This is a genomic window from Serinicoccus profundi (assembly GCF_008001015.1).
GTDB lineage: Bacteria > Actinomycetota > Actinomycetes > Actinomycetales > Dermatophilaceae > Ornithinicoccus > Ornithinicoccus profundi.
In genome coordinates, this window is the sequence record NZ_CP042862.1 from 749,149 (window position 1) to 767,096 (window position 17,948).

At 72.8% G+C, this 17,948-nt stretch carries 16 protein-coding genes and 1 pseudogene; 10 read left to right on the forward strand and 7 right to left on the reverse strand.

The features are described from left to right. Window positions 1-51 precede the first annotated feature (51 nt). The 5 genes from FA582_RS03545 (at window position 52) to FA582_RS03565 (ending at window position 4,891) form a co-directional block, all read left to right on the forward strand. Window positions 52-954 carry a F0F1 ATP synthase subunit gamma gene (locus FA582_RS03545; protein ID WP_147899734.1) on the forward strand — a complete coding sequence of 301 codons (903 nt, stop codon included), beginning with the start codon at window positions 52-54 and terminating at the stop codon, window positions 952-954. Between the two features lie 16 nt (window positions 955-970). Next, window positions 971-2,428, forward strand: coding sequence for a F0F1 ATP synthase subunit beta (atpD, locus tag FA582_RS03550; protein WP_010149157.1), 1,458 nt, complete (start codon window positions 971-973; stop codon window positions 2,426-2,428). A gap of 362 nt (window positions 2,429-2,790) precedes the next feature. After that, window positions 2,791-4,125: a uracil-xanthine permease family protein gene (locus FA582_RS03555; RefSeq protein WP_010149156.1), complete on the forward strand. Its 1,335-nt coding sequence runs from the start codon at window positions 2,791-2,793 to the stop codon at window positions 4,123-4,125. Window positions 4,126-4,160: 35 nt separating this feature from the next. Beyond that, window positions 4,161-4,442 carry a F0F1 ATP synthase subunit epsilon gene (locus FA582_RS03560; RefSeq protein WP_010149154.1) on the forward strand — a complete coding sequence of 94 codons (282 nt, stop codon included), beginning with the start codon at window positions 4,161-4,163 and terminating at the stop codon, window positions 4,440-4,442. A 17-nt stretch (window positions 4,443-4,459) separates the two neighbouring features. Next, a complete protein-coding gene (locus FA582_RS03565) occupies window positions 4,460-4,891 on the forward strand; it encodes a DUF2550 family protein (protein WP_010149153.1) in 432 nt (143 codons plus the stop codon). 115 nt (window positions 4,892-5,006) lie between these two features. Here the strand turns inward: FA582_RS03565 and FA582_RS03570 are convergent. Together FA582_RS03570 and FA582_RS03575 are read right to left on the reverse strand one after the other, a co-directional pair. Further along, a pseudogene (locus FA582_RS03570) lies at window positions 5,007-5,629 on the reverse strand (cob(I)yrinic acid a,c-diamide adenosyltransferase). Between the two features lie 34 nt (window positions 5,630-5,663). Further along, a complete protein-coding gene (locus FA582_RS03575; protein ID WP_010149151.1) occupies window positions 5,664-7,190 on the reverse strand; it encodes a gamma-glutamyltransferase in 1,527 nt (508 codons plus the stop codon). A 71-nt stretch (window positions 7,191-7,261) separates the two neighbouring features. On the opposite strand from FA582_RS03575, the gene FA582_RS03580 reads away from it, so the two are divergent. Continuing rightward, window positions 7,262-8,914 (forward strand): DUF6056 family protein, encoded by a 1,653-nt coding sequence (locus tag FA582_RS03580; RefSeq protein ID WP_010149150.1) that lies wholly within the window; start codon window positions 7,262-7,264, stop codon window positions 8,912-8,914. Here the strand turns inward: FA582_RS03580 and FA582_RS03585 are convergent. The 3 genes from FA582_RS03585 to nucS are packed head-to-tail and all read right to left on the reverse strand — an operon-like array spanning window position 8,871 to window position 10,960. After that, on the reverse strand, window positions 8,871-9,260 hold the full coding sequence (locus FA582_RS03585) for a GtrA family protein (RefSeq protein ID WP_010149149.1): 390 nt from the start codon (window positions 9,258-9,260) through the stop codon (window positions 8,871-8,873). The genes FA582_RS03580 and FA582_RS03585 overlap by 44 nt on opposite strands. Next, complete coding sequence (locus FA582_RS03590; RefSeq protein WP_010149148.1) at window positions 9,257-10,249, reverse strand: glycosyltransferase family 2 protein; 993 nt, start codon at window positions 10,247-10,249, stop codon at window positions 9,257-9,259. The genes FA582_RS03585 and FA582_RS03590 overlap by 4 nt, the downstream gene beginning before the upstream one ends. A gap of 15 nt (window positions 10,250-10,264) precedes the next feature. Then, window positions 10,265-10,960, reverse strand: coding sequence for an endonuclease NucS (gene nucS / locus FA582_RS03595; protein ID WP_010149147.1), 696 nt, complete (start codon window positions 10,958-10,960; stop codon window positions 10,265-10,267). Between the two features lie 77 nt (window positions 10,961-11,037). Between nucS and FA582_RS03600 the strand changes: the two genes are divergently transcribed. From FA582_RS03600 to FA582_RS03610, 3 genes are all read left to right on the forward strand, one after another. Continuing rightward, the gene (locus FA582_RS03600; protein WP_010149146.1) at window positions 11,038-12,705 is read left to right on the forward strand and encodes a 3-hydroxyacyl-CoA dehydrogenase family protein; all 1,668 of its coding nucleotides are present in this window, start codon (window positions 11,038-11,040) and stop codon (window positions 12,703-12,705) included. Window positions 12,706-12,710: 5 nt separating this feature from the next. Then, complete coding sequence (locus tag FA582_RS03605) at window positions 12,711-13,040, forward strand: hypothetical protein (protein ID WP_010149145.1); 330 nt, start codon at window positions 12,711-12,713, stop codon at window positions 13,038-13,040. 198 nt (window positions 13,041-13,238) lie between these two features. Further along, window positions 13,239-14,132, forward strand: coding sequence for a GNAT family N-acetyltransferase (locus tag FA582_RS03610; RefSeq protein WP_010149144.1), 894 nt, complete (start codon window positions 13,239-13,241; stop codon window positions 14,130-14,132). A 282-nt stretch (window positions 14,133-14,414) separates the two neighbouring features. On the opposite strand, the gene FA582_RS03615 is transcribed toward FA582_RS03610, so the two are convergent. Further along, on the reverse strand, window positions 14,415-15,863 hold the full coding sequence (locus tag FA582_RS03615) for an AI-2E family transporter (protein ID WP_010149120.1): 1,449 nt from the start codon (window positions 15,861-15,863) through the stop codon (window positions 14,415-14,417). After that, window positions 15,860-16,339 carry a methylmalonyl-CoA epimerase gene (gene mce, locus FA582_RS03620; RefSeq protein ID WP_010149119.1) on the reverse strand — a complete coding sequence of 160 codons (480 nt, stop codon included), beginning with the start codon at window positions 16,337-16,339 and terminating at the stop codon, window positions 15,860-15,862. The genes FA582_RS03615 and mce overlap by 4 nt, the downstream gene beginning before the upstream one ends. Window positions 16,340-16,409: 70 nt before the next feature. On the opposite strand from mce, the gene FA582_RS03625 reads away from it, so the two are divergent. Continuing rightward, complete coding sequence (locus tag FA582_RS03625) at window positions 16,410-17,942, forward strand: amidohydrolase (protein ID WP_010149118.1); 1,533 nt, start codon at window positions 16,410-16,412, stop codon at window positions 17,940-17,942. Window positions 17,943-17,948: the final 6 nt, after the last annotated feature.

Genomic DNA, 17,948 nt, shown 5'->3' on the forward strand with positions numbered 1-17,948 from the left:
CGGGCATACCAGCGATCCGACCGACCACCAGCACAACGAGAGAGGCGAGATATGGGAGCGCAGCAGCGGGAGTACCGCCAGCGCAGCCGGTCCGTCCAGTCGACCAAGAAGATCACCCGGGCGATGGAGCTCATCGCCGCGTCCCGGGTGGTCAAGGCCCGTCAGCGGGTCGTGGAGACGACGCCGTACGCCCGGGCCATCACCCGGGCGGCGTCGGCGGTCGCCACCCACGCCGACGTCGAGCACCCGCTGACGACCAAGCGGGAGAAGCCGCGTCGGGCCGGGGTGCTCGTCATCACCTCCGACCGCGGTCTGGCCGGGGCGTATGCCGCCAACGTGCTCAAGCGCAGCGAGCAGCTGCGTGAGCTCATCGAGGAGTCGGGCATGGAGTTCGTGCCCTACCTCACCGGGCGCAAGGCGGAGTCCTACTACTCCTTCCGGAGCCGGCCCTTCGAGGACTCCTGGAGCGGCTTCTCCGACTCTCCGACGTTCGACATCGCGCAGGAGATCTCCCAGCGGCTCATCGGTGAGTTCAGCAAGGGCACCGACGAGGGTGGTGTGGACGAGATCCACATCGTCTACACCCGGTTCATCAACATGGTGAGCCAGGAGGTGCAGGTCACCCGGCTGCTGCCGCTGGAGGTCGTCGAGGACGCCGCCCCGAAGACCCCGGAGAACGGTTTCCCGCTGTACGAGTTCGAGCCGGACGCCGCCGAGGTGCTGGACGCCCTGCTCCCGCGCTACATCACCTCCCGGATCTGGAACGCCCTGCTCCAGTCCGCCGCCTCCGAGCTCGCCGCCCGCCAGCGGGCGATGAAGTCGGCGACGGACAACGCCGAGGAGCTCATCAAGACCTACACGCGTCTTGCCAACCAGGCCCGCCAGGCCGAGATCACCCAAGAGATCAGCGAAATCGTGGGCGGCGCGAGCGCCCTCGCCGACGCCAAGAAGTGAGAGGAAGCACGCAGCCATGACTGCTACCACCGAGGCTCCCACGACGGAGCAGACCCAGGGTGCCGTGGGTCGGCTGGCCCGGATCATCGGCCCCGTCGTCGACGTCGAGTTCCCCCCAGGACAGATGCCGGCGCTCTACAACCTGCTCAAGACCCAGGTCGAGGTGAGCGGGGAGACCAAGACCGTCAACCTCGAGGTCGCCCAGGACATCGGCGACAACATGGTGCGCGCCATCTCCCTGCAGCCCACCGACGGCCTCGTCCGCGGTGCGCAGGTGCAGGACACCGGCGGCCCCATCACCGTGCCCGTCGGTGACGTGACCCTCGGTCACGTCTTCAACGCCACCGGTGAGGTCCTCGACCTGCCCGAGGGCGAGACCCTCGAGGTCAACGAGCGCTGGGGCATCCACCGCCAGGCGCCGCCCTTCGACCAGCTGGAGTCCAAGACCCAGATGTTCGAGACGGGCATCAAGGTCATCGACCTGCTGACCCCCTACGTGCAGGGTGGCAAGATCGGCCTGTTCGGTGGTGCCGGCGTCGGCAAGACGGTGCTGATCCAGGAGATGATCGCCCGTGTCGCCCGCGACCACGGTGGTGTGTCGGTCTTCGCCGGAGTCGGCGAGCGGACCCGTGAGGGCAACGACCTCATCGTCGAGATGGAGGAGGCCGGGGTTCTCGGCCAGACCGCTCTGGTCTTCGGCCAGATGGACGAGCCGCCGGGCACCCGTCTGCGGGTCGCGCTGTCCGCGCTGACGATGGCGGAGTACTTCCGCGACGTCCAGAACCAGGACGTGCTGCTCTTCATCGACAACATCTTCCGGTTCACCCAGGCCGGCTCGGAGGTCTCGACCCTGCTCGGCCGCATGCCGTCGGCGGTGGGCTACCAGCCCAACCTCGCCGACGAGATGGGCACCCTGCAGGAGCGGATCACCTCGACCCGTGGTCACTCGATCACCTCGATGCAGGCGATCTACGTCCCGGCCGACGACTACACCGACCCGGCCCCGGCGACGACCTTCGCCCACCTGGACGCGACGACCGAGCTCTCCCGCCCGATCGCCTCGATGGGTATCTACCCGGCCGTGGACCCGTTGACCTCGACGAGCCGCATCCTGGACCCGCGCTACATCTCGCGCGAGCACTACGACACGGCCGTGCGGATCAAGTCGATCCTCCAGCGTTACAAGGAGCTGCAGGACATCATCGCGATCCTCGGTATCGACGAGCTGTCCGAGGAGGACAAGATCCTCGTCGGCCGCGCCCGTCGCCTCCAGCGGTTCCTGTCGCAGAACACCTACGTCGCCAAGCAGTTCACCGGTATCGAGGGTTCGACCGTGCCGCTGGCCGACACCATCGAGGCCTTCACCAAGGTCGCCGACGGTGACTACGACCACGTGCCCGAGCAGGCCTTCTTCATGTGCGGTGGGCTCGATGACGTCGAGCGCCAGGCCGCCGAGCTGGAGAAGAACAGCTGACCTGAGCTGGAGACGACCAGCTGTCCCGTCCCGGACGGGATCAGCTGACCCGTCCCGGACGGGACCACGACGGGCCGACACCTCACGGGGTGCCGGCCCGTCGGCATACCTGGGCCGTCCCACCGAGCGTCGCAGATGGTTGCGTTTCCTCCCACCGAGCGTCGTAGATGGTTGCGCGGACAGCCATCTGCGGCGCTCGGTGGGTCCAGGGGCGACCATGTGCGGCGCTCGGTGGGTCCAGGAACGACCATGTGCGGCGCTCGGTGGGGGTAGGCTCCTCGGCGGCCCGCCGGGCACGTCGAGCACCCGGCCACCAGCAGCTGTGGGGGCCGATCCGATGACAGAGGGAGACCCGCGTGGGTATGTGGAGCGTGCACGGTGACGGCACCCGGATCGCGCCGGGGGAGGTGGTCGGGCCCCGCGAGCGCCTCGCCTGGATCCCCACGATCGGGATCGGGATGCAGCACGTCGTCGCGATGTTCGGGGCGACCTTCCTCGTCCCGCTCATCACCGGCTTCCCGCCGAGCACGACCCTGCTCTTCAGCGGGCTGGGGACGGTGCTCTTCCTGCTCATCACGCGCGGTCAGGTCCCGTCCTACCTCGGCTCCAGCTTCGCTTTCCTCGCCCCCATCGCCGCCGCCCAGGCCCAGCACGGCCCGGCGGGTGCCCTCGGTGGCGTGGTCCTCGCCGGGGTCGGGCTCGCGCTGGTCGGTGCGATCGTCCAGGTCGTCGGGCACGGCTGGATCGGCCGCCTCATGCCGCCGACGGTGACCGGGGCGATCGTGGCCCTCATCGGGCTCAACCTCGCGCCCGCCGCCTGGTCCAACGTCGAGCAGGCACCGGTCACGGCCCTGGTGACGCTGGGCGCGATCCTGCTGTGCTCGGTCCTCTTCCGCGGGTTGCTCGGGCGCCTCTCGATCCTGCTCGGCGTGCTCGTGGGGTATGCCGTCGCGCTGCTGCGCGGCGAGGTCGACCTGGCGGTGGTCGCCGACGCCGGGTGGCTGGGTGCGCCGCCGCTCATGGCGCCGGAGTTCCACCTCGGCGTGGTCGGCCTCTTCCTGCCCGTCGTCCTCGTCCTGGTGGCGGAGAACATCGGGCACGTGAAGTCCGTGGCGCAGATGACGGGGGAGTCCGCGGACTCCCTGGACCACATGCTGGGGCGCACCCTCATGTCGGACGGCCTGGCGACCACCCTCGCCGGCGCGGGGGGCGGCTCCGGCACCACGACCTACGCCGAGAACATCGGCGTGATGGCCGCGACCCGCGTCTACTCCACCGCGGCCTACTGGGTCGCGGCGCTGACCGCCGTGGCGTTGGCCTTCCTGCCGAAGTTCGGGGCCATCATCCAGACCGTCCCCGCGGGGGTGCTCGGGGGCGCGGCGACGGTGCTCTACGGCATGATCGGCGTGCTCGGCATCCGGATCTGGGTCGAGAACCGCGTGGACTTCGGCAACCCCATCAACCTCGCGACCGCGGCCGTGGCCCTCGTCGTCGGCATCGCCAACTACACGTGGAGCGCCGGGGCGCTGAGCTTCGAGGGCATCGCGCTCGGCACCGCCGCCGCGCTGCTCGTCTATCACGGCCTGCATGCCGTCAACCGGTTCACCGGGGCGGTCGACCTCGGCTCTCAGGAGCGCCCGGGGCCCGGCCCCGCCGACCCGACGGTCGGGTCCCGGCGGCCCCGGGCGGGCCGCTAGACTCGGTCCTTGAACCGTCATCGAAGGGAAATCTCGTGAGTGCACTGCAGGTCGAGCTCGTCGCCGCGGACCGCAAGGTCTGGGAGGGTGAGGCGTCCATGGTGAGCGCGCGCAGCGTCGACGGCGACCTGGGCATCATGCCGGGTCACACGCCGGTGCTGGCGGTGCTCGTCGAGGGGGCCGTCCGCATCCACGTGGGCGGGACGCCCCAGGAGGTCACCATCGACGGCGGCTTCCTCTCCGTCGACGCCGACAAGGTGGTCATCGTGGCCGACCGTGTCGACGCCGGCTCGCTGACCGCCTCCGCCACGCGCTGACCGGTGCGCCAGCGCTGATGGTGGGCTACGGGTCGCTCCTCCTGGTGATCATGGCCGCGGTCGGCGGCCTGATCATCCTCGCCCTGGGGCTGCTCGCGTTCCGCATCGCCGGCGACCGGAGCAGCACGTGCCCGCCGATGCCCGCGGCATACCGTGACGAGGACGGTGCCTGGCGCCGGGGCACCCTGCGCTTCACCGAGGACCGCCTGTCCCTCAAGGGATCGGGCGGTCTTTCCGTCGGTCCGTGGATGCGGGGCAACCTCGACCTCGGGGTGGCCGGCCCCCTGGCCACCCAGGACGCCGACGCCCTCGGCGGCGCCGCCCTCATCCGCGTCCCCGTCACCTACGGCACCTCGCGCTTCGAGATCGCGCTCGGCGAGCAGCACTACACGGCGCTGCGCTCCTGGGTCGAGGCCGTCCCGCCGGGCTGGAACTCCCAGGTCGCCTGACACCGCGGCATACCCCCTGGACCGACCACGGCATAGCACGAGCGTCATCGGGAAGTATGCCGATGAAGGTCGGGCTATCCCGTGGTCACTCCGGGCAGGCCCCGGGCCCTCGTCCTCAGGCCGACGGGTCCTCGCGGCCGCCGCCGGGCTTCCAGAGCACGTCGCCCTCACCGCTGCGCCCGGCGACCCGGGCGAGGATGAAGAGCAGGTCGGAGAGCCGGTTGAGGTAGGTCTGAGCGGGTTGACCCCGCCCTGCCCCTTGGCCGCACCCTCCTCGGCCGGCTGGTCGCCATACTCCGCCAGCGCGGCCCAGGTGGACCGCTCCGCCCGCCGGGCCACCGTCCGCGCCTGGTGCAGGAGCGCGGTGCCCGGGGTGCCACCGGGCAGGATGAAGGAGCGCAGCGCGGGCAGGTCGGCGTTGAAGCGGTCGCAGTCGGCCTCCAGTTCCTCCACCCAGGCGGCCTTGACCCGCAACGGTTCCCACTCATAGCTCGCGCGCAGCGGCATGCAGAGGTCCGCACCGACGTCGAAGAGGTCGTTCTGGATGCGGGCCAGCGTGTCCTGCACCTCGATCGGCAGGGCGCCGCAGGCCACGGCCACCCCGATGACGGAGTTGGTCTCGTCGGTGTCCGCGTAGGCGGCCAGGCGGGCGTCGGTCTTGGGGGTGCGTCCGTTGTCGCCGAGGGCGGTGGTGCCGTCGTCGCCGGTCCGGGTGTAGATCCGCGTCAGGTTGACCATGCCCCGCATGCTGCCATGCGTGGCCGCCCGGCGCTCAGGTGACCAGGGTCGCCGCCACCCGCCGCGCGTCGCCCGCCGCCTCCAGGCCGCCGTCCGGCCCGCGCAGCGCCGCGCCGACGCCGCCGAAGTACATCGAGGACGGCGGGTGCTCGAAGCGCGTCAGGCCCGCGGCGTCCAGGCTCGCCGCGATCCCGGCATCCTCCTCGTGGTCGATCCGGGTCGACCCGTCCTCGAGCCGGCGCGGGTGCATCCGCGGCTGGTCGACGGCGGTCTGCAGGTCCTCGCCGTGGCGGGCGAGGTGGGTGAGGACCTGCGCCAGCGCCGTGGTGATGCGGTCCGCCCCCGGCGTGCCGATCGCCAGCACCGCGCCGTCCTCGCGTCGCGCCGTCGTCGGCGCCATGTTGGAGGCGAGCCGGGTGCCGGGGGCCAGCGCGTGCAGGCCGTGCCGGTTGAGCTCCAGCTCGCCGAGGGAGTTGTTGGCGACGAGCCCGGTGCCTGCGATCGTCATCCCCGAGCCGTAGCCCGCCGACGCGGTGAGCGCGCACGCCATACCGTCCTCGTCGACCACCGACACGTGCGCGGTCGAGGGGGAGGTCGGCAGCCCGGTCGCCCCGATGTGGTGCAACGTCTGCAGCAGCTCGGCGCCTGCGGCCTCGAGGTCGTGGGCGGTGTCGATGCGGTCCAGGCGGATGTCGAGCACCTCCTTCATCACCAGCGCGGCCTGGGCCGGGTCGACCTGCCCGGTCGTGGCGCCCAGCAGCCGCAGCAGTGCGGTGAGGACCGGCCCGCCGATCGAGGGCGGGGGGTTGCAGGCGAGGTCCCAGGCCCCCAGCCGGCTGCGCAGCCCGGCGCGTACGACCGGCTGGTAGGCCTCGAGGTCGACCAGGGACAGCAGGCCGCCCCGGTCGCGCATGTCGGCGTCGATCGCCCGCGCGACGTCACCGTGGTAGGCCGTGCCGGCGCCCTCGCGCCCGATGTGCTCCAGGGTGTCGGCGAGCACCGGGTCGACGACGTGGTGGCCGACCTCGGGTGGGGCGCCGTCGCGGGTCAGCAGCGCCTGGGTGGCGGGGTCCCAGGCGAGGATCGTGTCGGTGACGAGCACGAGGTATGACTGCGCGGTCCGGCTGAGGGGGTAGCCCGCCCGGGCGACGTCGGCGGCCGGCTGGAGCAGCTCGGCCCAGGGCGCGCGACCGTAGCGCTGGTGCGCCCACCCCATCGCGGCCAGCATGCCGGGGGTCGCGACCGAGCCCGGCCCGACATACGTCACCATGCCGCCGCCGTAGTCCGAGGCGGCCTCGATGAGCCCGCCGCCCCGCCGGTCGGCGCTCATGCCGCGGCCGGGCATCTCGACGTTGCCGTCGATGACGATCGGGTCCTCACCCGGCACCCAGACGTTGATGAAGCACCCGCCGAGCGTGGAGATGACCCCCGGCTCGGTCACCGTCGCCGTGAGCATCGCCGCGACGGCCGCGTCGAGGGCGGTGCCGCCCGCGTCGAGGGCGTGGGCAGCGGCCTGCGTGGCGTAGGTGTTGGGCGCGGCGATGGCAGCAGAGCGGGTCACGGGGTCGATTCTGCCGCAGCGGCCCGGCCGCGGGCCCGACCCGCGCCGCCCTCTGGCATCGTGTCCTGGTGATGAATGCCGACCCGCGGGCCCGCGCGGCCGTGACCTCCCGGCCCACCGTGGTGGCGCTGGCGCTCGCGGTGGGGTTGGCCGCGCTTGGCTGGGCCCTCGTGCTGCGGCACGGATTCCCGCACGGCGACGACCTGCTGCACGCCATGGCGGGTGAGGAGCCGGGTGATGCCCGCACGCTGCGCGGGTGGCTGGAGACGTGGCGCTTCGACTACGCCTACCGCAACGGGCGGGCCGCGGATGCGGTCGCCCGGCTCATCCTCCTCGGCGGCCGACCGGGCGCCCTCGTGGTCGGCGTCCTCGTCATGGTCCTCGCCGGGATCGCGACCTGGCCCTGGCTGCGGATGGCCGGACCCGGGCGGGGGCGGCGCGCGCTGTGGGGTGCACTCGGGCTCGGCGTGCCCTTCCTCGCGGTGCAGGCGCACTCGTGGCTCACGGGGGAGGGCCTGCTGTGGGTCTCCGGCCTGGCCAACTACCCGCTGGCCACCCTCGCCTTCCTCGTCGCCGGTGCGGCGGTGAGCGGTGCGTTGCCGCCGCGCCTGACCTGGGCGGTCCTGCCGGTCGTGCTGTATGCCCACATCGGCCACGAGATGTCCGCGGTGGCGACCCTCGTGGTCACCGCGCTGGCGCTCGGGCTGCGCCGACCCGGCGACGGTCGCCCCCGTGCCGCGCAGTGGGCGGCGATCCTCACCTCGGTCGTGGGCTTCGCGGTGCTCGCCACCGCACCCGGCCTGTGGCGGCGCACCGCGGAGGAGGACCTCGCGCTCCCGCTGCTCCAGGCGCTCTCCCGCACCACCCTGCTCTTCGCCTCGCTCAGCCTCGGGTGGTGGTTGGCGCTCGGCGGGCTGGCGCTGCTCGGTGCCCGGCTGGCCGGTCGCGCGCCGCGGTGGGGGACCGCGTCGCTCGGTGCGGCGGCCTGGCTGCTCCTGCTCCTCGCCCGCCGTCGGTGGCCGCGGATCGCCGACCTGTGCGCGGAGGCCGACACCGCCGTCCCGGCGACCCTGCTCGCGCTCGCGGTCATCGCGGCCGCCGCGGTGCTCGTGGTGAGCGTCCTCGTCCTCGTCGTCCACGCCTGGGGCGCGCTCGCGGCATACCCCGTGCTGGCGCTGAGCCTCGCCGACGTCCTGTCGGCCGGGGTGCCGATCGTCGCCTCGGTCTGTGGGCAGCGCGCGTTCTTCCTCCCGGTGACGGCGCTCGTCCTCGCCGTGGCGTGCGCCCTGAGGCTGGTGCTCGACGCGCTCGGACGCACCGGTGACCGCGGGCAGCGGCTCGCCCGCACCCTCACCGTCCTCGCGGTGGTGGCGACCCTCGTCTCCGCTGCCGCCTACGTCACCCTCACCTCGGAGCGGGCCGCCCGCAACGCCGCCGCCTACGACACCTTCGTCACCTCGGTCGAGGAGGCCCGAGCCACGGGGGAGGGGGTGGTGGTCGCGCCCGACCTGCCCGAGGAGGGGTATGCCTACCGCCGCGCCTACTTCCTGGGCCGCTACGGCTGCGACCTCAGATACTTCTACGACCTGCCCGACGGGGTGGTCCTCACCGACGTCGAGCGTCGGGAGTCCGAGACCACCGACCGGACCACCGGGTGCGAGACCACCTGGCAGCGGACCCTCACGCGGGCGGAGGAGGAGGGGCGGGCTCCCGGCCGGCGGTGAGCACGTAGCGGGTGAGCAGGAAGGTCACCGGCACGGCGGCGATGCCCATGATGAGCGTGGCGTAGCGCTCGTCCACCCCGACCCACTCCACGAGCAGCACCGACCCGATCGTGGTGAAGGTGAGGTTGACCAGGGTGGTCAGCGGGTAGGCGAGGAAGCGCCGCCAGGTGGGGCGCACGCCGAAGGTGAACAGGCTGTTGGCGAAGAAGGAGAAGACCACCGCACCCGACCAGGCGAGCAGGTGGGCCGGGACGTACGGCATACCGAGCAGCAGCAGGCGGTAGAAGAGGTAGTAGACGGCCGTGTTGGCGACGCCGACGACGACGAAGCGCAGCAGTGCGCTCATCGGGCGCCGGTGGCGGTGTCGTCGTCGAGGCGCCCCGGGGCCCCGCTCCCGCGCTCGGCCCGGATCACCTCGTGGACGAGGTAGCTCGGCCGGGCCTTGACCTCCTGGTAGATCCGCCCGACGTACTCGCCCATGACGCCGACGGCGAGCAGCTGCACCCCCGACAGCCCGGTGATGACGGCGATCGTCGTGATGTAGCCGGGCTGGGTGACGCCGTGCAGGAGGTAGCCCACGAGGAGCCAGACGAGGTAGGCGAGCGCCGCGACCGCGGCCCAGCCGCCCAGGTGCATGAGCAGGCGCAGCGGGCGGGTGTTGAAGGCCAGCGCCCCGTCGATGCCGTAGTTGAGCAGCGAGCGCAGGGTCCAGCCCGAGCGTCCGCTGCCCCGCTGGATGTTGCGGTAGCTCACCGTGCCGGTCGGGAAGCCGACCCAGGAGAAGAGACCCTTGGAGAAGCGGTTGCGCTCGGGCAGGGCGAGCAGCGCGTCGAGCACCTGCCGGCTCATGATCCGGAAGTCGCCGACGCCGTCCTGGATGCGGACCGTCTCGATGAGCCCGTTGACGAGGCGGTAGTAGAGCCGGGAGAGCTGGGCGCGCACGAACGGGTCGTCGGCGCGGTCGCGCCGGGCGACGACCTGCTCGACGTCGGTGGTGCGCAGCAGGGTGTACATCGAGGCGAGCAGCTCGGGCGGGTGCTGCAGGTCGCCGTCGATGAGCGCGACCGCCGCGCCCCGCGCCTGCCGCAGCCCGGCGAGCATCGCCGCCTCCTTGCCGAAGTTGCGCGAGAGGCGGAGCACCACGACGCGCGGGTCGGTGGCGGCCAGCTCGCGGGCCACCTGCAGGGTGTCGTCGGTGGAGCCGTCGTCGACGAGGACCACCTCGAGGTCGTCGCCGATCCCGAGGTCGGCCGCGACCTCGCCCAGCCGCGCGTGCAGCTCGACGAGGGTGCCCTGCTCGTTGAAGCACGGGACCACGACGGACAGGGCTGGCATGGCGCTCACGCTAGCTCAGAAGAGCCGTGCCTCCGCGTCGTCGATCCCGCGCAGCGCCTCGTAGTCGAGGGTCACGCAGCGGATGCCGCGGTCGGTCGCGAGCACCCGGGCCTGCGGCTTGATGAGCTGGGCGGCGAAGATGCCCTGCACCGGGGCCAGGTGGGGGTCGCGGTTGAGCAGCTCGAGGTAACGGGTGAGCTGCTCGACCCCGTCGATGTCGCCGCGCCGCTTGATCTCCACGGCGACCGTGGCGCCGTCGGCGTCGCGGCACAGGATGTCGACCGGGCCGATGGCCGTGGGGTACTCCCGGCGCAGCAGCGTCCACTGCTCCCCGAGGGTGGTGATGTGCTCGGCGAGCAGCGCCTGGAGCTGGGCCTCGACGCCGTCCTTGACCAGGCCCGGGTCGATGCCGAGGTCGTGGCTCGTGTCGGAGAGCACCTCGTGGATCTTGACCCGCAGGGTGTCCTCGCGCTTGCCGTGCGAGACCTGCCAGACCTGGGTGACGCCCTGCTCGGCCTCCACCTCATCGGGCTCGGTCTGCGCCATCGAGCACGGCGGGGCCATCCAGTTCAGCGGCTTGTAGGACCCGCCGTCGGAGTGGACGAGCACCGACCCGTCGGCCTTGACCATGAGCAGCCGGGTGGCGAGGGGCAGGTGGGCTTCGAGGGCTCCGTGGTAGTCCACCGAGCACCGGGCGATCACGACACGCACGGGCCTCACCCTAACCGCCGCCGGATGCGGGGCGCGCGTGCGCGGGTGGGTCAGGGGGTGATGAGAGGATGCGCGGTATGCGTCAGATCACCACCGTCGGGGTCATCGGGCTCGGCACCATGGGTGCCGGCATCGTCGAGGTCTTCGCGAGGGGAGGGATCGCCGTCATCGGCGTGGAGACGACCGGGGAGCTCGCCGACCGCGGCCGGGGCATCCTGCAGGCCTCCACCGACCGGGCGGTGGCCAAGGGCAAGCTCGACGAGGCGGGCCAGCAGGAGATCCTCGGCCGGGTCACCATCACCACCGACCTCGCCGACCTCGCGCCGGCCGACCTCGTCGTCGAGGCGGTCCCCGAGGTCATGGACCTCAAGCACCAGGTCTTCAGCGCCCTGGACGACATCGTCGCCCCCGACGCCGTGCTCGCCTCCAACACCTCCAGCCTGTCGATCACCGCGATCGCCGCGGGCACGGCATACCCGCAGCGGGTGGTGGGTCTGCACTTCTTCAACCCCGCGCCGATCCTCAAGCTCGTCGAGGTCATCACGACGCTGCGCACCGACGACGCCGTGCGCGACGCCGTCGTCGAGCTCTCCGAACGGATCGGCAAGCGGCCGGTCGTCGTGGGTGACCGCGCCGGCTTCGTGGCCAACTACCTGCTCTTCGGCTACTTCGTCTCCGCGCTGCGGATGCTCGAGCACGGCCACGTGTCCCGCGCCGACCTCGACACCGCGATGCGGGTGGGCGCCGGGCTGCCGATGGGCCCGTGCACCCTCATGGACCTCGTCGGGCTCGATGTCTGCCACCACATCGGCGACGTCATCTACGCCCACAGCCGCAGCCCGATGCATGCCCCGAGCCCGCTCCTGGAGCGCATGGTGACCGCGGGGCTCCTGGGCCGCAAGAGCGGTGAGGGGTTCTACACCTACGCCAAGCCCGGCAGCGGCCAGGTCGTCGAGGAGCAGGGGTCCTCCGCGGAGGCGCCCGCCGTCACCGGCGTGGGCGTGGTCGGCGCCGGGGAGATCGCCGACGAGCTCATCTCCCGCCTGCGCGACGGTGGGTATGCCGTCACCCACGTCCCCGACGCCGCGGACCGTGAGGAGCTCGCGGGGCTGGCGGGGGTCGACGTGGTCGTCGAGGCCGGCACCGCCACCCCGGAGAGCGAGCTGGCCGAGGGGGAGGACGCGCTGTCGGCGCCCCCGGCCTCCGAGGACGAGCTGTGGGAGGTGCTCGCCGACACCGTCGGGCCGCAGACCGTGCTCACGACGGTCAACGAGGAGGTCGCCGTGGCGATCGGCGCGCTGTCCGGCCGGCCGGGCCGCGCGGCGGTGCTGCGCCTGCACGCGCCCACCGGCAACGGCCAGGTGGTGGAGATCGGCCGATCGAGCGCGACCGAGGAGGAGACGGTGCAGATCCTGCGCGGGCTGGTCCGCGCGATCGGGGCCGAGCCGGTCGTCTGCCGCGACCGCCCCGGCCTCGTCGTCGACGCCCTGCTCATGCCGCACCTCATGGATGCCGTGCGGATGCTCGACGAGGGTTACGCGAGCGTGTCCGACATCGACACCGCCCTGCAGCACGGCCTGGGCTACCCGGTGGGGCCGTTCGCCATGATCGACCAGATCGGCGCCGAGGAGGTCCTCACCGTGTGCGAGGAGCTCACCGAGGCCGGTGGCCTGCCCCGTGAGTCCGTCGAGCCCTCGCCGCTGCTCATCGAGCACGTGCTGCTCGACCGGCCCTTCACCGGCTGAGGGCGGTGCCCAGGTCCAACCGGCAGCGTCGGGGCGGCCGGCCACGGGCGTCCTCGCGAGGGTCCTCGGGGTCCGCGGGTGTCGGGGATCCGCTGCGACGGGGCGTCGGCGAGGTCCGCTACGCCGGGCAGGTCTGGGCGGTCCGGCAGGTGCGGCCCAACGACAGCGGACGTTCCTACCGCTGCCCCGGGTGCCAGCAGGAGGTCGGTGCGGACGTGGCCCACACCGTCGCCTGGCCGACCGAGGGCATGCAGCAGGCCGAGAACCGCCGCCACTGGCATACCGTCTGCTGGTCCGCGCGGGAGCGCCGCCGCCCCGGCGGCTCCTTCGCCTGACCCCACATCTCCCCACCGAGCGTCGCAGATGGTTGCTCCTGCCTCCACCGAGCGTCGCAGATGGTTGCTCCTGCCTTTGACCGAGCGTCGTAGATGGTTGCTCCTGCCTCGACCGAGCGTCGCAGATGGTTGCTCCTGCCTCGACCGAGCGTCGGAAATGGTTGGCCCACCTCCCTCGGGCGTCGCTAGCCTGACCACATGACCATCGTCACGGCCGACGCGGACCAGCAGGACGCCGCCCTGGCGCTCATCGTCGCCGCGCAGCGCTCGCCGGAGTCGGCGTGCGCCTACCTCGGCACCGAGGCCGACGGGGTGCGGGCAGAGCTCGACGACCTCGACACGCCCTGGCAGGAGACCCTGCGAGTCGCAGTCGACCCCTCCGGCCGAGTCGTCGGCGCCGTGCTGCACGACGTCGACCCCGAGGAGACGATGCGCAGCTGGATCCACGGCCCGTGGACTCTCGACGAGCAGATCTGGTCGGAGTATGCCGTGGCGCTCGTCCGCGCGGCCCTCGAGCAACTGCCGCCGGAGGTGGAGCAGCATGAGCTCAGCGCGGCCCCGGCGCATACCGGTATGGCGCAGCTGGCCTCCGACCTGGGCTGGCACGCCACCGGCCTGAGCATCGCCTACCAGGCCACCACCGCGACGGCACAGCGCTGGCCGGCCGATGCGCCGGACGCCCGCGTCGCGACGTCCGCCGACCTACCGGCGATCACCGGGCTGCACGACGGCGCCTTCCCCGGCACCTACGCCACCGCCCGTCAGCTGCTCGCCGACGAGGCGCGCGCCACCCTGGTGCTGGAGCACGACGGGGAGGTGGCCGGATACGCCTCCGGCGAGATCCAGGCCGATGGTGCCGGCTATCTGGACTTCCTGGCGATCGCGCCTGGCCACCGGGGTCAGGGGCTCGCGCCGGGGCTGCTGGCCGCGATCTCACGTGCGCTGCTCGCCCGCTCCTCGCAGGGCACCGTCAACCTCGTCGTCGACGAGGTCAATGCGCCCGCGGTGGCCCTCTACGAGGGGTTCGGCTACGTCCGTGACGCCGAGCTGCTCGGCTACCGCTCGTGGCCCCAGCCGCCGGGTACGGCCTAGAGCTGCCCTTCGCCTGACCACTCCGGACGCCTTGCACCGTCCGCAGGGCTGCTCGCCGACCGGACCCTCCCTCACCGGATGGCCGCGAACGGTCGGCTGAAGCAAGCATCTGCGGCGCTCGGTGGGGGTGAGAGCGACCATCTGCGGCGCTCGGTGGGGGTGAGAGCGACCATCTGCGGCGCTCGGTGGGTCGCTGAGCGACCATGTGCGGCGCTCGGTGGGTGTGGGGGCGACCATCTGCGGCGCTCGGTGGGGGTGAGAGCGACCATCTGCGGCGCTCGGTCAGAGGCGCTCCTGCCGCGGCACGAGCACCTCTTCGTAGATGAGGAGCAGGCCGGCCGCGACAGGGATGGCGATGAGGGCGCCGAGCACGCCGAGCAGAGTGCCCCCGGCGAGCACGGCGATGACCGTGACCGCGCCCGGCACGGAGACGGTGCGTTTCATGATCCGCGGGACGATCCAGTAGTTCTCGAGCTGCTGGTAGATGACGTAGTAGACGAGCACGACGAGGGCGAGCGTCGGTGACACGGTGAGCGCCGAGACGGCCACGATGACCGCGCCCAGCGTGGCGCCGATGAGCGGGATGAGCCCGAGCAGCCCGACCGAGACGGCCAGGATGGCGGCGTAGGGGATGCCGAGCACCTGCATCATCAGCCACGAGCACACCGCGTTGATCGTCGCGACGGTCGCCTGCCCGAGGGCGTAGCCACCGACGCGGCGCATGATCTCCTCGGCCAGCCGCACCACGCCCGCGCGCCGGGTGCTTGGCACGAGACGGTATGCCGCGTCCTTGACCGCGGGCAGCGTCGCCAGGAGGTAGAGCGTGAGGATGGCGGAGGTCACGACCCCGACGAGGCTGCCGGCGACCCACCCGGCGGCACCGAGGACGCCGCCGAAGAGCGCGCTCCAGGTGCCCCGCTCGGTGAGCAGCCGGTCGACCTCGGTCATGGCCCGCTCGCTCACGGCATACCTCTGGTCGAGCTCGACCATCCAGGGCGCGGCGGACAGCTCTTCCAGCACCACCGGGGCCCGCTCGACCAGCGCGACCGCCTGCCCGACGACCCCGGGCAGCAGCGTCACGGCGCTGATCGTCACGACCGAGACGAAGCCCATGAAGACGACGAAGACGCTGCTCGGCCGGCTCACCCCGCGTCGGGTCAGCCACTCGACGAGGGGGTTGAGGGCCAGGGTGAGGAAGACCGCGACGAGGAGGTAGGTGAGGACCGAGGAGAGGCGGGTGAGGTTCTGCACCAGCAGCCAGGCCAGGAAGACCCCCAGCGCGCCGGTGAAGCCGATCGTGAAGGGGGAGGCCGACAGCAGCGGCTGGCGGCGGGGGCTCCCGGCGCCCGCGCCACTCTGGGCGACAGGTAGGGGTCGACCGCCCGACTCCTGGCCAGCATCGTGCGGGTCGACCGCCCGGTCGGCCGCAGGAGCGCCCGCGTGGATCTGGGCCCAGAGCTCGGACTGCAGCCGGTTGCTCTCGTCGAGCAGCTCGCGCTGGCGCACCCGGAAGTCCTGCCAGCGCTGGACCGCACGCACGCCCGCCCGCGGGACCGCGGTGGGGTCGACCACCCGCGCCGCCCGGCGCAGGCGTGCCGTGCGTCCCGCTGCCGTGCGTCCCGCTGCCGCCCGGCCCGCCGTCGTCTCGTCCGCCGTCGTCTCCTGCGACGTCGTCGGAGCGGGTGTCACGTGACCCGGCGACACCCGGTTGGGCGCGTGGCGCGTGCTCACCCGGCGGGTTCCACGAGCTCGATGAGCACCCCGCCGGCGTCCTTGGGGTGGATGAAGTTGATGCGCGAGCCCGCGGTGCCCCGCCGTGGGGTGTCGTAGAGCAGCCGCAGCCCGCGGGCCCGCAGTGCGGCGCTCGCGGCCTCGACATCGCTGACGCGGTAGGCCAGCTGCTGCAGGCCGGGGCCGTTGCGGTCGAGGAACCTCGCGATCGTCGACTCCGGGCCGGTCGGGGCCAGCAGCTGCAGCAGCGTCGGCTGGTCGCCACCGTGCGGGTCGGCCGGGCCGACCGCCATCATCGCCTCGCGGACCCCCTGCTCGGCGTTGGTCTCCTCGTGGACGAGCCGGTGTCCGAGGACGTCGCGGTGGAAGGCGATGGCGGCGTCGAGGTCCGGGACCGCCAGCCCGACGTGGTCGACGGAGAGCAGGAAGGGCGCGAGCGCGCTCTCGCCCGTCGCACCGTGGCTGGGGTCGGTCATGGCACCACCGTAGGGCTGGCGCCGACCCACCGTGCGCAGCCCGGGCGGTATGTCGCCTAGCATCCCCGGCATGAGCGATCTGCTGCTGCGCGACGTGCGCGTCGTCGCGATCGACCCCGACGCCCCGACCGACCCCGACGCCCCGATCGACCCCGTGGACGTCCTCATGAGGGACGGCGTCATCACGCAGGTCGGGCCACGCCTGCGCCCCGACGGGCCAGCCGTCCCCGAGCTGGACGGCGGGGGACGCCACGTCATCCCCGGGCTCTGGGACACCCACGTCCACATGGTGCAGTGGGGGCTGGGCCAGACCCGGCTCGACACCTCCGGGACCGCGAGCCCGGTCGAGGTCCTCGCGCGCGTCACCGACCGGCTCACCTGGGGCTTCGACAGCCCGACCGGGGTGCTCGTCGGGTGGGGGCACCGCACCGGGAGGTGGCTGGAGCAGCCGACGGTCGCGGCGCTCGACGCGGTCACCGGCGAGGTCCCCGTCGCGCTCATCAGCGGTGACGGGCACCACGGCTGGCTCAACACCAGCGCCCTGCGGCTGCTCGGCGGACCCCCGGTCGAGGGCGTCGTCGCCGAGGCCGACTGGTTCCCGCTCTACGACCGGCTGCAGCGTCTGCACGGCGCCCAGGAGGAGTCGGAGTATGCCGTGACCCGCGCGATCCAGGGCGCGCACGCGCTCGGGGTGGTGGGCATCGTGGACCTGGAGTTCGGTCGCCCGTGGGAGCAGTGGCGCGAGCGCACCGCGGAGGGCACGCCGCCGCTGCGGGCCCGCACCGGCGTCTACCCGGAGGGGCTGGAGGACGCGATCGCGGCCGGGATGCGCACCGGCGACCCGATCCGGGCGACCGACGGGCTGGTGACGATGGGCCCGCTCAAGGTCATCACCGACGGCTCGCTCAACACCCGCACCGCCTGGTGCTGCGACCCGTATGCCGACGGTCACCTGCTCGAGCAGCCGGCGGGCGCGGCGAACTACCCGGTGGACGAGCTCATCTCGCTGCTGCGCCGCGCGAAGGGCGCCGGCCTCGACGCCGCCCTCCACGCCATCGGGGACGCCGCCGTCGGGGCCGTGCTCGAGGCCTTCGCCACGACCGGCGCCCGGGGCTCCATCGAGCACGCGCAGCTCATCGCCCCCGAGGACGTCCGACGCTGGGCCGCTCTGCCGCAGCGCGTCGTGGCCAGCGTGCAGCCCGCCCACCTGCTGGACGACCGCCCGGTGACCGAGCGTTGCTGGCCCGACCGCACCGACCGCACTTTCACCCTGCGCAGCTTCCTCGACGCGGGCATCGAGCTGAGCCTGGGCTCGGACGCCCCGGTCTCGCCGCTGGACCCGTGGTTGGCGATGGCGGCCGCGGTGCACCGGGGCCCCGAGGACGGCGAGAGCTGGCACCCCGAGCAGGAGATCACGCCGCGCGAGGCGCTCGCCGCCTCGGTGGACGGTCAGCGCGTCCGCGTCGGTGACCGCGCCGACCTCGCGCTGCTCGAGCAGGCCCCGCTGGCCGAGGCGGGGACCAGCGCCGAGCGGGCCCGCCGGTTCCGCTACACCGTCGTCAGCGGCACCGTCCTGGACGGCCAGGTGGTGCACGGCGGCTGACCCGGG